15 protein-coding genes are annotated in these 13,659 nt (G+C 59.6%); 5 read left to right on the forward strand and 10 right to left on the reverse strand.

Annotated features, from left to right (window positions below):
* Window positions 1-140: 140 nt before the first annotated feature.
* The 3 genes from HKK55_RS02655 to HKK55_RS02665 all read left to right on the forward strand — a co-directional run bounded on the left by HKK55_RS02655 (window position 141) and on the right by HKK55_RS02665 (window position 2,725).
* Entirely contained in the window at window positions 141-1,313 is a 1,173-nt protein-coding gene (locus tag HKK55_RS02655) for an OmpA family protein (protein ID WP_169353236.1), read from the forward strand.
* Between the two features lie 27 nt (window positions 1,314-1,340).
* Window positions 1,341-1,988 carry a pyridoxamine 5'-phosphate oxidase gene (pdxH, locus tag HKK55_RS02660; protein WP_169353237.1) on the forward strand — a complete coding sequence of 216 codons (648 nt, stop codon included), beginning with the start codon at window positions 1,341-1,343 and terminating at the stop codon, window positions 1,986-1,988.
* Between the two features lie 272 nt (window positions 1,989-2,260).
* Entirely contained in the window at window positions 2,261-2,725 is a 465-nt protein-coding gene (locus tag HKK55_RS02665) for a glycine zipper 2TM domain-containing protein (RefSeq protein WP_133099368.1), read from the forward strand.
* A 71-nt stretch (window positions 2,726-2,796) separates the two neighbouring features.
* On the opposite strand, the gene HKK55_RS02670 is transcribed toward HKK55_RS02665, so the two are convergent.
* From HKK55_RS02670 to nhaA, 3 genes are all read right to left on the reverse strand, one after another.
* On the reverse strand, window positions 2,797-3,048 hold the full coding sequence (locus HKK55_RS02670) for a pyocin S6 family toxin immunity protein (protein ID WP_169353238.1): 252 nt from the start codon (window positions 3,046-3,048) through the stop codon (window positions 2,797-2,799).
* Window positions 3,049-3,064: 16 nt separating this feature from the next.
* Window positions 3,065-4,264 (reverse strand): S-type pyocin domain-containing protein, encoded by a 1,200-nt coding sequence (locus tag HKK55_RS02675; RefSeq protein WP_169353239.1) that lies wholly within the window; start codon window positions 4,262-4,264, stop codon window positions 3,065-3,067.
* A 170-nt stretch (window positions 4,265-4,434) separates the two neighbouring features.
* Window positions 4,435-5,622 carry a Na+/H+ antiporter NhaA gene (nhaA, locus tag HKK55_RS02680; RefSeq protein ID WP_169353240.1) on the reverse strand — a complete coding sequence of 396 codons (1,188 nt, stop codon included), beginning with the start codon at window positions 5,620-5,622 and terminating at the stop codon, window positions 4,435-4,437.
* 216 nt (window positions 5,623-5,838) lie between these two features.
* Here nhaA and HKK55_RS02685 point away from each other — a divergent pair, with 216 nt between their 5' ends.
* The gene (locus HKK55_RS02685) at window positions 5,839-6,933 is read left to right on the forward strand and encodes a PLP-dependent cysteine synthase family protein (RefSeq protein WP_169353241.1); all 1,095 of its coding nucleotides are present in this window, start codon (window positions 5,839-5,841) and stop codon (window positions 6,931-6,933) included.
* Window positions 6,934-7,016: 83 nt separating this feature from the next.
* Here the strand turns inward: HKK55_RS02685 and HKK55_RS02690 are convergent, their stop codons facing one another.
* The 3 genes from HKK55_RS02690 to HKK55_RS02700 all read right to left on the reverse strand — a co-directional run bounded on the left by HKK55_RS02690 (window position 7,017) and on the right by HKK55_RS02700 (window position 10,104).
* On the reverse strand, window positions 7,017-8,630 hold the full coding sequence (locus HKK55_RS02690) for an NAD(P)/FAD-dependent oxidoreductase (RefSeq protein WP_169353242.1): 1,614 nt from the start codon (window positions 8,628-8,630) through the stop codon (window positions 7,017-7,019).
* 106 nt (window positions 8,631-8,736) lie between these two features.
* Window positions 8,737-9,408 carry a COG3650 family protein gene (locus HKK55_RS02695; protein WP_169353243.1) on the reverse strand — a complete coding sequence of 224 codons (672 nt, stop codon included), beginning with the start codon at window positions 9,406-9,408 and terminating at the stop codon, window positions 8,737-8,739.
* Between the two features lie 60 nt (window positions 9,409-9,468).
* Entirely contained in the window at window positions 9,469-10,104 is a 636-nt protein-coding gene (locus tag HKK55_RS02700; RefSeq protein WP_272902589.1) for a short chain dehydrogenase, read from the reverse strand.
* Window positions 10,105-10,173: 69 nt separating this feature from the next.
* Between HKK55_RS02700 and HKK55_RS02705 the strand changes: the two genes are divergently transcribed.
* Window positions 10,174-11,082 (forward strand): LysR family transcriptional regulator, encoded by a 909-nt coding sequence (locus tag HKK55_RS02705; protein WP_169353245.1) that lies wholly within the window; start codon window positions 10,174-10,176, stop codon window positions 11,080-11,082.
* On the opposite strand, the gene HKK55_RS02710 is transcribed toward HKK55_RS02705, so the two are convergent.
* Genes HKK55_RS02710 through HKK55_RS02725 form a run of 4 tightly spaced genes read right to left on the reverse strand, consistent with a single transcriptional unit; the run spans window position 11,079 to window position 13,541 of the window.
* Window positions 11,079-11,564 carry a DoxX family protein gene (locus tag HKK55_RS02710; protein ID WP_169353246.1) on the reverse strand — a complete coding sequence of 162 codons (486 nt, stop codon included), beginning with the start codon at window positions 11,562-11,564 and terminating at the stop codon, window positions 11,079-11,081. The two genes, HKK55_RS02705 and HKK55_RS02710, sit on opposite strands and share 4 nt — an antisense overlap.
* Window positions 11,561-12,337 carry a DUF2063 domain-containing protein gene (locus HKK55_RS02715; RefSeq protein WP_169353247.1) on the reverse strand — a complete coding sequence of 259 codons (777 nt, stop codon included), beginning with the start codon at window positions 12,335-12,337 and terminating at the stop codon, window positions 11,561-11,563. The genes HKK55_RS02710 and HKK55_RS02715 overlap by 4 nt, the downstream gene beginning before the upstream one ends.
* Window positions 12,334-13,212: a DUF692 domain-containing protein gene (locus HKK55_RS02720; protein WP_169353248.1), complete on the reverse strand. Its 879-nt coding sequence runs from the start codon at window positions 13,210-13,212 to the stop codon at window positions 12,334-12,336. The genes HKK55_RS02715 and HKK55_RS02720 overlap by 4 nt, the downstream gene beginning before the upstream one ends.
* A gap of 23 nt (window positions 13,213-13,235) precedes the next feature.
* Window positions 13,236-13,541, reverse strand: coding sequence for a DUF2282 domain-containing protein (locus HKK55_RS02725; RefSeq protein ID WP_169353249.1), 306 nt, complete (start codon window positions 13,539-13,541; stop codon window positions 13,236-13,238).
* Window positions 13,542-13,659: the final 118 nt, after the last annotated feature.

Consider the following 13,659-nt stretch of genomic DNA (forward strand, 5'->3'; position numbering starts at 1 on the left):
CGTGATTTTTTGTTACAAAGGCGTCTATAAAGCGTTGCTCAAAAAGACGCCGGACGAAATGCTGTAACTTTAATGTTCTAGAAGCGTCTGTTTAACGGGTCATCTAGACCCTTGGTTTTTTCTCATTTTGTGGAAATCTCATGTTATCGAACAAGTCCTTGGCATTGGCGCTCTGCCTCACTATTACCGGTTGCGCACAAACTCCGCAGAATGATGCGGAAGGTGGGCATTGGTGGTCATTCGGTTCCGACAAGACAGCTTCCAAGGACGACTCAGTCGTAGCCGGCGCTAAGCCGGATGCCAAACCAGATGCCAAGTCTAGCGTTACAGCCAAGGCTGATGCGCCTGTAAAAGCCGACGCTGCTGTGCCTGCGCCGGTTGCCAAGGCAGACACCAGCTACAGCTGGTGGCCTTTCTCCGCGAAAAGCGCTGACGAAAAGGCTGCTGATGCCAAAGCTGACCTGAAGGCCGATCTCGCGGCTGCAACCCCAGCATCGACTGCCGCGCCGGTTGCCAAGACCGATGCCGAGCCTCGCTGGTGGTGGCCGTTCGAAAGCAAGCCAAAGCCGTTGGCCAAGGTCGACGTGACCAACGTCCCGATGCCTGACCCGAAAATCACCCAGGCTTGGCTGGACGACTATGAGCCGCGTCTGCGCACGGCCATCAAGGGCACCAATCTGGTACTTGAACGTCGCGACAACGTACTGGTGGTGATTGCCCCGGTTGATGGTTCCTACAACCCGAAGCGCCCAGCCATGTTGCTGCCGGTAACCCTTGGTCCTTTCACCCGTGTAGCCAAGGCGGTTGAGAGCGATCCAAAGACTGCTGTTTTGGTTCTGGGCCACGTTGATGCCACGGGTACCGCTCCTCAGAGCCAGGCGCTGACCAAAGAACGCGCGCAATCCATCGCTTCGATTTTCAGCCTCAGCGGTCTGAAACAGGATCGCCTGATGTTGCGTGGCATGGGTGACCTGATGCCGCGTGCCGCCAATGACAGCACTCAGGGCCGTGCCTTGAACCGTCGTATGGAAATCATGTTCACCCAGCGCACCACCATGTTGGCCTTGCTCAGCAAGTACAACTCGGCGAACCCGCCGAAGGCTGAAATGGTGGCTGTACAGGACGTTCCGGCACCTGTTGCTCCGGCTGCGAAAAAAGCTGCCACAGCGAAAAAGGCACCGGCCAAGAAAGCTGCCGCCAAGCCTGCTGCCAAGACTGCGGCTAAAAAAGCCCCAGCCAAAGCAGCCGCGAAAAAGCCAGCACCGGCCAAGGCTGCTGCACCAGCGGTGTCGAACGACCAGGCAAAAAACTGATCCGCTGAGCAAGAAGGATAAAGCCGCATGACCCAGGCACTGGCCGATATGCGCCGTGACTACATACGGGACGGTTTGAGCGAGGCCCAGGCCCCGGACGAACCGTTTGCCTTGTTCCACCAGTGGTTCAGCGATGCGGTGAAAACCGAGCAGCCACCGGTGGAGGCCAATGCCATGACCTTGGCCACAGTCGACCAGGACGGTCGACCGCACTGCCGGATCCTGCTGCTCAAGGGGCTGGATGCACAGGGCTTTACCTTCTTCACCAATTATCAGAGTGCCAAGGGCGAGCAACTCGCCGCTTGGCCCTTTGCTGCCATGACCTTCTTCTGGCCAACCCTGGAACGCCAAGTGCGTATCGAGGGGCGGGTGGTCAAGGTTACGCCGCAGGAATCGGACGCTTACTATCAGGTCCGCCCTCTGGGCAGCCGCCTGGGCGCCTGGGCCTCCCCACAGAGCCGGGTGATCAAGGACCGCGAGCAGTTGCAAGACTTGCTCAAGGCCACCGAGCAGCGTTTCAGCGACACCCAGCCTGACTGTCCCGAACATTGGGGTGGTTATCGCTTGCTGCCGGAGCGCATCGAGTTCTGGCAGGGCCGCGCGAGCCGCCTGCATGATCGGCTGAACTACCGCTTGCAGGGCGCCGACTGGACCCGTGAGCGGTTGGCACCGTAATACCTGTTGATTACCCGTGGCCGTTTGCGGCTACGGGACTTCGTAATCATGCGCTGTGTCCTGCAGCCATTGCGGCAAATCCCTGCGCTTGACCTGCTCACCCCGAGCCTTGTCCAACTGTCTGTAGGCGTTGCAACGTGCTACCGTTCGTCGAGTTTTGCGGTACAGGTAGTCTGTACTAGGGCTGAATGAAAGCAATTTTATGCCGGGCATGCCGTGACAGGCGTAAAGCTGCGGAGTTTAATGAATACTTGTCCTTTGGAGTTGATGCTATGCGTAAGTCTGTTTTACTGGTTGCCTGCTTTACCACCATGTCGTTGCTGCTGGGTGGCTGCGCCTCGAGTCTGACGGGCGACTCCTATTCCCGTGACGAAGCGCGTCGTGTACAGACCGTGCGCATGGGCACCATCGAATCCCTGCGTCCGGTGAAAATCGAAGGCACCAAGACCCCAATCGGCGGCGCTGCTGGCGCCGTCATCGGTGGTGTTGGCGGCAGCGCCATCGGCGGCGGTCGTGGCAGCATCGTCACCGCAGTCATCGGCGCCGTAGCCGGCGGCCTGCTGGGCTCGGCCACTGAAGAAGGCCTGACCCGCACCCAAGGCGTTGAAATCACTGTTCGCGAAGACGATGGCAGCATGCGCGCCTACGTTCAGGCCGTTCAGGAAAATGAAATCTTCCGCATCGGTGATCGTGTTCGCATCATGACCGTTGACGGGACCAGCCGCGTTACTCGTTAAGGGTCAATGCAGCGGGAAAAGAAACCCCAACCGGGTGACTGGTTGGGGTTTTTTGTTTGGGGGGCGCTTTTTCATTGTTGTGTGCGTGTTCCGATGAAGTACTCCAGATCGTCGCGTAGGCTGATATTGAGCAGAGTCGCTAACTGTGACACTTGGTGTTTTGTAAGCTCCAACTCTCCAGGCGCCAGTTCTGCAAGAGGCTTTGACTCTGTGAGTTGTGCTGCGGCCTGGTTAAGCTGGTCCCCTTCAATATCAAATTTGAATTGCAGCGAATCGTCTTTTTTCTCGTCAGGGTAAAAACCCGTAATTGATAGGTACACCATAGGGTTGCTCTCATGATTATTGACGTGTGGTGGTTCTTCCCGGCTTTGCTTCTTTGGTTTGTTCACCGGTTATATGGTTGAACTCGCCAAGGTGAACCGCAAACCTGTCGAACTTTTCTACTGCGTTACTTTCATAGTCCCATTCGTAAATTCTCCCTTTTTTATCAACCCACCTTGCCCTTCTTTTGCCTCCGCCCCGGACAGAGGTTTTAGATTTGACGGGTAATGCATCAGGGAAGGCTGGGAGTGTTGCGGGGGCACCGTAGTACTTATGATCTCCCGGTCGAACACTTACCACCACGTACAGCGGTCTAACCCCGGAGTCCGCCGGAAACACCAGAATGAAATCCCGGTACTCCGGCGGGTAGATTGGGTCGACGATGATGTTGGCTGCTGCCTCAGTCGGCGGATACACCCAGATATGGGGAGACTGCGGCGCCGACTCCAGCGCAGGTATGCCGAGGGTGTCAGCAGGATCAAGAGCGGGTGTCCAGATCAGCTCAACGCCCTCACCCAGGGCGGCCACGTATTGCGTGCCACGCAGACCAAACTGCACGACATCGACCATTTCCCAATCGGGGGTCTTCCCGGTGTAGAACGCGTAGCCTTTGAGGCTGCCGCTGGCCTGTTGCTCGATATGCAAGCGAACCCGTGTGCGGGCTTGAGGCAGGGCACGAAGTTGTTCATCGCTATAAAGCGCACCATCACCGAGGCTTGAAGGCCAGAGCAGTGCTGCCAGGCCCACCATCAATCCGGTCGCGACAGTACCTGCCGCTGCTCCGGCAGCGGTGGTAATGCTCGAACCGCTCAGGGCGAATGTTCCCAGGCCGGCAGGCAGTGCGCTGCCACTTATTTTCTTGAGGTGCAGCAGCCCTGCGCCATCCGTCTCGCGGCCGCCAAGCAGGACATGCTCGCCGTAGTCCATCAAACGGTCAGTGGGTATGAAACCAGAGGGATTGCTGTAGTTGATGATCGCGTTCGGCAAGTTGCAGGACTTGACGAATACACAACCCGCAATGGGGGGCAGGGTAGGTTGTGGCTCAACCTTGATACGAGTCTCGTAAGCCTCCTGGCGGGTAAGCATGGCGTCGTATGCGTTTTGCCTGGCCTCACTGTCCGCCAGTTCGCGCGCGTTCATGTGCTCGAGGCGTCGATAGCCTCCGGTCCCGGTTCCGTAGGATCGCCAGACCTGGGGAACATCCTTGTTGTTTGCCATCGCGCCCTCCTGGCTTCATAACGAAGTCCGGCTCAATGCCGGGGGCACGACGTTATTGGAGGCGCAGGGAGAGGGATGTAGGAGGGTTCTGTGAGGAGGTGATGAACTGGCTGAAAAGGTAAGTGCTCCGGTGTGAACGCAAGTGCGCCACACCGGAACCGCAGCGGGGTTTAAGGCTGAACCACCGCCTGCTTGCGACTGGCCATTGCGGTCACCGCATAACCAATCAGCGCAGCCAGGATGGAACCGGTAAGAATACCCATGCGGTCCATGCCTGCGTATTCACTGCTGCCCGGTACGAACGCCAGGGAGCCGACAAACAGGCTCATGGTGAAGCCGATACCACACAGGATCGCGACCCCCAGCACCTGGCCCCAATTGGCGCCGCTGGGCAGGGCTGCGAGGCCGGCTTTCACAGCGAGCCAGGTCAGGCCGAAGACACCGATGGTCTTGCCCACCAGCAAGCCGGCAGCAATGCCCATCGGCACATGGTGGGTGAAGCTTTCCAGGTTGACCCCGGCCAGCGACACGCCGGCGTTGGCGAAGGCGAACAACGGCAGGATGCCGTAGGCCACCCAGGGGTGCAGGGCGTGTTCCAGGTTCAGCAGCGGCGAGGGTTCAGCGTTTTTGGTGCGCAGCGGAATGCAGAACGCCAGGGTGACACCCGCCAGCGTGGCGTGAACGCCGCTCTTGAGCACACACACCCACAGGATCAAGCCGATGATCATATAGGGCCCGAGCTTGACCACTCCCAGCCGGTTCATTGCAATCAAGGCGATCAGGCAGGCCCCCGCGCCGGCCAACGAGGCTCCGGACAGGTCGCTGGAATAGAAGATCGCGATGACGATGATTGCACCGAGGTCATCGATGATGGCCAGGGTCATCAGGAACAGCTTCAACGAGACCGGTACCCGCTTGCCCAGCAGGGCAAGAACGCCCAGGGCGAAGGCGATATCGGTGGCCATGGGGATCGCCCAGCCACCGAGCGCCGCCGGATTGTCCTTGTTCAACGCCCAGTAGATCAACGCCGGAACGACCATGCCGCCAATAGCGGCTGCGCCCGGCAGTACGATCTGCGAAGGCTTGGACAGGTGGCCGTCGAGCAACTCGCGCTTGACCTCCAGGCCGATCAGCAGGAAAAACAGGGCCATCAGGCCATCGTTGATCCACAACAACGCCGGCTTGGCGATTTTCAGCGCACCAATCTGTGCCACCACGGGCACATCGAGGAAACCGGCATACAGGTGCGACAACGGCGAATTATTGATGATCAGGGCCAGCGCGGCGGCGGCGATCAATAACAGACCGCTGGCGGCTTCCAGCTGGAAGAAACGGGTGACAGTGCTACGCAGAGGCAAGGGATGCTCTCCAATCAAGGTTCAATAGGTGGGTACCCTAACCCGTACCGTTAGTTGTTAAAACAAAAGTTATATTCTTTTTTGTTATAAGAAGAAGGTAGAGTGGGTATTGCGCCAGAGCCCAGCAATTGTGTGTCCAATTGAGTCTGGACTGTATCTGTGTGAAGTGTAGGAAACATCCTAAGATCGAGATTGAAAACCTTAGAGAAGCCAACCATGAGCGACAACCGACCTTGGGCCCGCGAAGCCATTCGCATTATTGAAGCGGACTTTCAGCGCAGCGCCGATACTCACCTGATCCCCTTGCCGTTGCCGGGCCTGCCGGGTATCGAGTTGTACTTCAAGGATGAGTCGAGTCACCCCACCGGCAGCCTCAAACATCGGCTGGCCCGTTCATTGTTCCTCTATGCATTGTGTAATGGCTGGCTCAAGCCCGGCGCGCCAGTGATCGAGGCGTCCAGCGGTTCCACGGCGATTTCCGAGGCGTATTTCGCGCGTCTGCTGGGCCTGCCGTTTATTGCGGTGATGCCGGCAAGCACGTCCCAGGAAAAGATTGCCCAGATCGCCTTTTACGGCGGCAAGAGCCACCTGGTACAGGATCCGACGCAGATTTACGCTGAGTCCGAACGCCTGGCCCGGGAAAGCGGTGGTCACTTCATGGACCAGTTCACCTACGCCGAACGCGCCACCGACTGGCGGGCGAACAACAATATTGCCGAGTCGATCTTCCAGCAGCTGCGCTTCGAACGGTATCCGGAGCCGAGCTGGCTGATTTCCAGCCCGGGCACCGGGGGCACAACGGCAACCCTGGGGCGGTATGTGCGTTATCGCCAGCATTGCACCCGTGTGCTGTGCGCGGATGCCGAGCGCTCGGTGTTCTTTGACTATTACTTGACCGGGGACGCGACGCTGCGCCTGGACTGTGGTTCGCGGATTGAAGGCATTGGCCGGCCACGGGTTGAGGCGTCGTTCCTGCCCAAGGTGATTGATGCCATGGTCAAGGTGCCGGACGCGTTGTCGCTGGCAGCCATGCATTATCTGGCGCAACGCTTAGGGCGGCGAGTGGGCGGTTCCAGTGGGACCAACCTGATTGGTGCCTTGATGGCGGCGCAGCAGATGAAGTTGGCGGGGGAAAGCGGGTCGATCGTGGCAATCTTGTGCGATGGCGGTGAGCGGTATGCCACCACCTATTACGATCCGGCGTGGCTGGCGGCGCAGGGGTATGAGCTGGACGGATTGATGGCGGCTGTTGCGGCCAGCGTGGAGCGAGGAGAAGCGCTGCCGGACAGCGTGTTGCGCGCGAATATCTAAGGTCTTCCAGGTCACCTGAATCAGTGTGGGAGCCGGGCTTGCCCGGCTCCCACATTTGATGGGTGTCACTTTCGGAATGGGTATCAGGCCTCGATGCCCAACATATCCCGTGCCACGGCCTCGGCAATCCGAATCCCGTCGACACCCGCCGACAGAATCCCACCGGCATAACCGGCACCTTCACCCGCCGGAAACAGGCCCTTCACGTTCAAGCTCTGCATCGTTTCGTTGCGCGTAATCCGCAGCGGCGATGAAGTGCGGGTCTCGATGCCGGTCAATACCGCGTCGTGTAACGAGTATCCCTTGATCTGCTTCTCGAACGCCGGCAACGCCTCGCGGATCGCTTCGATGGCGAAGTCCGGCAAGGCCAGGGCCAAGTCACCCAACGCCACGCCTGGCTTGTAGGACGGTTCTACAGTCCCGATGGCGGTGGACGGCTTGCCGGCGATGAAGTCACCCACCAGCTGCGCTGGGGCCTCGTAGTTGCTGCCACCGAGGATGAACGCGTGGGACTCCAGGCGCTCCTGCAACTCGATCCCGGCCAGCGGGCCACCTGGATAATCCACTTCCGGGGTGATGCCCACCACGATCCCGGAGTTGGCATTGCGTTCGTTACGCGAGTATTGGCTCATGCCGTTGGTCACGACACGGTTTGGCTCGGACGTCGCTGCTACCACCGTACCGCCCGGGCACATGCAGAAGCTGTAGACCGAACGTCCGTTCTTGGCGTGATGCACCAGTTTGTAATCGGCGGCGCCGAGCTTTGGGTGCCCGGCGTATTTGCCCAGGCGTGCAGCGTCGATCAGCGACTGCGGGTGCTCGATCCGGAAACCCACCGAGAACGGCTTGGCTTCCATGTACACACCACGGCCATGCAGCATGCGGAAGGTGTCGCGAGCGCTGTGGCCGAGGGCCAGGATCACGTGCTTGGACAGAATCTGCTCGCCGCCATCGACCACCACGCCATTCAGTTGGCCGTCTTCGATCAGCACGTCAGTCACACGTTGTTCAAAACGCACTTCACCACCGAGGGCGATGATCTGCTGACGCATGGTTTCCACTACACCCGTCAGGCGGAACGTACCGATGTGCGGCTTGCTGACGTAGAGAATCTCTTCCGGGGCTCCGGCGTTGACGAACTCGTGCAGGACTTTACGCCCGTGGAACTTCGGATCCTTGATCTGGCTGTAGAGCTTGCCGTCGGAGAAGGTCCCGGCGCCACCTTCACCGAACTGCACGTTAGATTCCGGGTTAAGCACGCTTTTGCGCCACAGCCCCCAGGTGTCCTTGGTGCGCTGGCGCACTTCCTTGCCGCGCTCGAGGATGATCGGCTTGAAGCCCATCTGCGCCAGCAATAGGCCGGCGAAAATCCCGCAAGGGCCAAAACCGACCACGATCGGTCGCTCAGTCAGACCTTCCGGCGCCTGACCGACCACTTTATAGCTGACGTCCGGTGCCGGATTGATGTTGCGATCATCGGCGAACTTGAGCAGCAGGGCCGCTTCGCCCTTGACGTTCAGGTCGACGGTGTAGATGAAGCACAGCTCCGATGATTTCTTGCGGGCGTCGTAGCTGCGTTTGAACAGGGTGAAATCGAGCAGGTCATCACTGGCGATGCCCAGGCGCTGCACAATGGCAGGCCGCAGGTCTTCTTCGGGATGGTCGATGGGCAGCTTGAGTTCGGTGATTCGTAACATGACAGGATCCGGTATGCGGCGTTGGTTGCGGCCGGCGGTTTTGCAAACCGGCGATTATAAGCCCCAATAGCGGTTTACGGTCATGTTAAAACAACCCGGGCCTGAATCAATCGTCCCGGGAACCGCCGAACGCCGCGCAACCACGCTGTACCTGGCCATTGACCCGCAGCTCTGCGCTCATGTGTTGCAGGCTGCCGCTGACGCTGTCAACACACCGTTGCGGGGCAACCCACAGTTCGATGTGCTGGTTATTGGCTTCAGTCATGAGATTGAAGCGGCCATCACCCGACTGCTCTTCCACATAAGGCACAGCCAGCGGTTGTTGGCCCTCACGCTCCAGGACCATGCCCTTGGCGGTGACATTCAATGCCCAGGCCGGCTTGTGGCCGTTGGCCCGCAGGATCATGCGCTTGAAGTCGGGGTCATCGCAGGCGGAGGTCGAGCGTTCAACACGGTAGAGCTGTTGCAGGTCGACTTGGCCTTGGGTCCCGCTGGCGACACCGGAGAATTTGCCGCGCAAGTCGGCAAACAGGGCGCCTTGCTGGCCCGCGAGTGAGGCCGCTTCCTGCAGGATGCTGGTGCCGCCGGTGTCGTTGACCACATAGTTGCGCTGGTCATGGCAGGGTTGGAACAGCAGTTTGTCGCCGACGGCTGTCAGTTCACCCTGCATACGGGTCAGGCTTGCGAGGGACGGCTTGGCCGGCTCGCTTTCGAACATCTGGCAGGCAGAGAACAGGGGGAGCAGGGCAATCAGCACTAGGGAACGGGCGGCACGCATTATCGGGTCTCCTGATAAGTGCCGCCACGTTACGCAGGCTGGCGGTGCATCACAAGCCCGTTACCCCACGATATAGATCTGTCCGGTTTGCAGGCCTTCCACGCTTTTTGCGTAGGCCAGTCCCACCTCCGCTCCCGGAACCGGTTTGAAACCGCGGAAGTACGGTGCGTAGCTGCCCATGGCCTCCAGCAGTACGGTCGGGCTGACCGAGTTGATACGCAGGCCTCGTGGCAACTCAATCGCCGCTGCTTTCACGAAGGCGTCGATGGCACCGTTGACCAGCGCGGCCGAGGCGCCGGTGCGAATCGGGTCACGGTTGAGGATGCCGCTGGTGAACGTGAATGATGCGCCATCGTTGGCGAACTCACGGCCAATCAGCAGCAAGTTGACCTGGCCCATCAGCTTGTCTTGCAGGCCCAGGTCGAAGTCGGTTTCGCTCATGTCGGCCAGGGGCACAAAGTTGACGCTGCCGGCCGCGCAGACCAAAGCGTCGAACTTGCCGGTTTGCTCGAACAACCGGCGAATCGAGGCGCTGTCGCTGATGTCGACTTGGAAGTCGCCGCTCTTGCGTCCGATGGCGATGACCTCGTGGCGCTGGGACAGTTCTGCCTTGACCGCCGAACCCACGGTGCCGCTGGCACCAATCAATAGGATTTTCATCGTGCCGTTCCTCCAGAGATGTAGGTGAGATTTCAGTCTAGAGTGGTTTTTTCATTGGATAAACGCGCTAATAGGCAACCTTTGGTTTTCAAATGGAAACAATCCATGAGCGAAATGGATGACCTGGCGGCCTTTGCCGTGTTGATCGAAGCGGGCAGCTTTACCCTGGCGGCCGAGCAACTGGGGTGCAGCAAGGGGCAACTGTCCAAGCGCATCAGCCAGTTGGAGGCCCGATTTTCCGTGGTGTTGCTGCACCGCACCACCCGCAGGCTCAGCCTGACCGCGGCGGGTGCGGCCTTGTTGCCTCAGGCCCAGGCGTTGGTCGTCCAGGTCGAACGGGCCCGTCAGGCATTGGCCCGGCTCAAGGATGACTTGGCTGGGCCGGTGCGTATGACCGTTCCGGTTTCCTTGGGTGAAACCTTCTTCGATGGCTTGTTACTGGAGTTTTCAAGGCAGTACCCGCAGGTGCAGATTGAGCTGGAGCTCAATAATGGTTATCGAGACCTGGCCCGGGATGGTTTTGATTTGGCGGTGCGCTCAGGAGCTGCGGATGACGAGCGGTTGGTGGCCAAGCCTCTGTTGGCCTGGCACGAGATGACATGTGCGAGTCCGGCCTACCTGGAACAGTACGGTGAGCCAGCGACGCCCGCGGAGTTGGCGGGGCATCGCTGCTTGCTCAACAGCCATTACAGCGGTCGCGAAGAGTGGCTGTATCACCAGCAGCACGAACTGTTGCGGGTTCGGGTTTCCGGGACGTTTGCCTCGAATCACTACAACCTGCTGAAAAAGGCTGCCTTGGTGGGCGCCGGTATCGCGCGTCTGCCGTCCTACGTCTTGCAGGCGGAATTGGCTGATGGCCGTTTACGCTGGCTCCTGCGTGACTATCAGACCCGGAGTATGCCGATGTACCTGGTCCACCCTTATCAAGGAGGGCTGCCGCGCCGGACCCAAGTGCTGGCGGATTATCTGGTGCACTGGTTCAAGCGCAGCGGCGAAGCGCTGGATCGGCTTTAGTGGAAGCGCCGGGCAATCCAGTGATCAAGGGACAGGCGGCCTGGCCCCTTGGCCATCAATAGCAGCAGCAGGGCAATCCAGGTGCCATGGGTGGGATAGGCGTCCGGGTAGACGAACAGTTGAATGGTCAGCGTCATGCCCAGCAATGCCAATGCCGAGAAACGGGTAGCGAAGCCCGCCAGGATCAGGATCGGGAAAAAGTGCTCGGCGAAGGCGGCCATATGGGCTGCCACTTCCGGCGATAGCAACGGTACGTGATATTCGCTGCGAAACAGTGGCAGGGTGGAGTTGGCCAGGCGTGGCACTCCCAGTTCAAAGGTGCCGTTGATCAGGTCCACGGCAAAGCCCTCAACCTTGGTTTGGCCGGACTTCCAGAACACGGCCGCAATCGAAAAGCGTGCGATGAAGGCGATCAGGCTGTAGGGAATTCTTTCGAAAAGCTGGATGACCCGTTGGATCAGGCACGGCGGGGCAGTGTTCATGGCGATACCTTTTGTTCGGTGTGTAAATGAGTGATGGCGCCGTAGCCGATCAGCAGGGCCAGGCATTGGTGCAGGTCGAATTCGGCGGCAGCGTCCAGGGCGTAGGCCAATGACATTTCCATTGGCCAGCCGTTGTTGAGGCTGTTGATAAAGGCCACCGAACCGCTGTCGATGGCGAACACCTTGACCTCCAGACCGTTGCGCAGAACCAGGGCGCTTTGGGCGTGCAGGGGATTGAGCGTGGCCCAGGACTCTCCTGTCTGGTGCGCGGCCCACAACCCCACCACGGCATAGGCCGAGTTCAGGGTCGCGACGCAGGGATGCAGTTGCAGGCGCAACTCGCCCAGGGTGGACTGTTGTTGCAAGGCGGTGATAACGGCCTGCTGATCCAGGGACAACACATCTGCCGCGTGATAGGCCTTCACCCGCAGACGCTCCAGCCGTGCCACATCGGCCAGGTACGGCACGCTGGCGGCGGGGGCAAAGCCCTGGATAAAGTCGGCGAAATCATTGCCGTACTCATTGATCAGTGGGCTGCCTGGCGGGAACGCCTGGACGTAGAGTCCCGCCATGGCCCGGAAAAACGCTTCGCCCACCAGTTGCAAGGTCACCGGATAACCGGCAGCCAGGGCGTTGATCAATGAGCTGTGAACGTTGTTGCGATAGACCGCAAAACGACTGGCCGGGTCAGCACCATTGCTGCTGAACAGGCCTCCGGGGCAAGGCCTCTCGAGTGCCAGCAGAGCATTGGCAAACTCATCCTGACGGCTCACGAGAGCACCTCCATCAGATACCGGTCGGCCTGGCGTGCTTCGGCATGCAGCACGCTGAAAGCAGGCACCTGATTATCCCGCTCGATCAACGTGGCCACTGGTCCGGTTCGCTTCAGCACATGTTGGTACAGGTGCCATACGGCGTTGTCGATGGGTGCGCCATGGTCATCGATCAGAAGGCGCTCACCAAGGCTGTCAGTGTCTTCAGCAAAACCTGCCAGATGAATCTCACCCACCGCGTGAAGTGGCAAGGCATCGATGTAGCTTACGGGATCACGCTGGTGGTTGATGCAGGAGACGTACACGTTGTTGACGTCCAGCAGCAGGCCGCAACCGGTGCGCCGAATGACTTCGCTGATGAAGACCGTTTCGTCCAGGGTGGAGGAGTGGAATTGCAGATAAGTCGACGGGTTCTCCAGCAGCATTGGCCGATTGAGGGCGGTTTGCACCTGGTCGATGTGCTCGCACACACGGTTCAGGGTTTCGTGATCGTAGGCCAGGGGCAGTAAATCGTTGAGGAACACCGGGCCATGGCTGGACCAGGCCAGGTGTTCGGAAAAGGAGTGGGGTTGATAGCGTTCGATCAGCATCGCCAGGCGTGCCAGGTGTTCGCGGTTCAGTGGGCCTTCGCCGCCGATAGACAGGCCGACACCGTGCAGCGACAGTGGGTACTGCTCGCGAATCAAACCCAGGTAGTGATGAAAAGGACCACCGGCCACCATGTAGTTTTCGGCGTGGACTTCAAAGAAACCGACATCGGGCAGGGTCTCGAGCACTTGCGTGAAGTGCTCGTTCTTGAGGCCCAACCCTGCCCGGCGGGGAAGGCCGGGCGCCTGAGTCTGGGAGGCGGAGCGGGGGGATGAAAGCGTCATCATCAGTACTCAGGCGAAGGGCTGTTTCAGGACTTGGCGGTGAAGGCCGCTTCCTGGCCGAAACCCGTCGGCGAGGTGGTGCTTGGGGTTTTGAGGCAGGTACCGGCCGGGACCAGTTTCCAGGCATTGGCCTGATCCTTGGTTTTCGAGGTTCCCGCGCAGGAAGTGCCAGCGCCCGCAGCGCAATCGTTCTTGCCGGCTGCGGCGACGCCGAAGCATTTCTGCATGTCGTCGGCAGCGTGGGCGGTGGTGGTCAGGGCAGACAAGCTCAGGGCGGTACCCAGGGCCAGGGCGAGGGTGGCAGCGGACAGGGAGCGAGTGGTGGTGGTCATGATGTTTCTCCAGCAGTGAGGTTGAGTAAGGAAGCGTTTGTGCTTGCTTACACCACTAGAGAAAGGGGGAGGGGAACCGTTACAGGCTCATCAAGAAAAAACTCAGATATTGCAAAAC

Origin of the sequence: Pseudomonas sp. ADAK18 (genome assembly GCF_012935695.1) — a bacterium.
GTDB lineage: Bacteria > Pseudomonadota > Gammaproteobacteria > Pseudomonadales > Pseudomonadaceae > Aquipseudomonas.

Excerpts from the sequence above, each read along its gene's own strand:
- HKK55_RS02655 (WP_169353236.1), top strand. The coding sequence starts at position 141 with ATGTTATCGAACAAGTCCTTGGCATTGGCGCTCTGCCTCACTATTACC.
- pdxH (WP_169353237.1), top strand. The coding sequence starts at position 1,341 with ATGACCCAGGCACTGGCCGATATGCGCCGTGACTACATACGGGACGGT.
- HKK55_RS02665 (WP_133099368.1), top strand. The coding sequence starts at position 2,261 with ATGCGTAAGTCTGTTTTACTGGTTGCCTGCTTTACCACCATGTCGTTG.
- HKK55_RS02670 (WP_169353238.1), bottom strand. The coding sequence starts at position 3,048 with ATGGTGTACCTATCAATTACGGGTTTTTACCCTGACGAGAAAAAAGAC.
- HKK55_RS02675 (WP_169353239.1), bottom strand. The coding sequence starts at position 4,264 with ATGGCAAACAACAAGGATGTTCCCCAGGTCTGGCGATCCTACGGAACC.
- HKK55_RS02685 (WP_169353241.1), top strand. The coding sequence starts at position 5,839 with ATGAGCGACAACCGACCTTGGGCCCGCGAAGCCATTCGCATTATTGAA.
- HKK55_RS02690 (WP_169353242.1), bottom strand. The coding sequence starts at position 8,630 with ATGTTACGAATCACCGAACTCAAGCTGCCCATCGACCATCCCGAAGAA.
- HKK55_RS02695 (WP_169353243.1), bottom strand. The coding sequence starts at position 9,408 with ATGCGTGCCGCCCGTTCCCTAGTGCTGATTGCCCTGCTCCCCCTGTTC.
- HKK55_RS02705 (WP_169353245.1), top strand. The coding sequence starts at position 10,174 with ATGAGCGAAATGGATGACCTGGCGGCCTTTGCCGTGTTGATCGAAGCG.
- HKK55_RS02710 (WP_169353246.1), bottom strand. The coding sequence starts at position 11,564 with ATGAACACTGCCCCGCCGTGCCTGATCCAACGGGTCATCCAGCTTTTC.
- HKK55_RS02720 (WP_169353248.1), bottom strand. The coding sequence starts at position 13,212 with ATGATGACGCTTTCATCCCCCCGCTCCGCCTCCCAGACTCAGGCGCCC.
- HKK55_RS02725 (WP_169353249.1), bottom strand. The coding sequence starts at position 13,541 with ATGACCACCACCACTCGCTCCCTGTCCGCTGCCACCCTCGCCCTGGCC.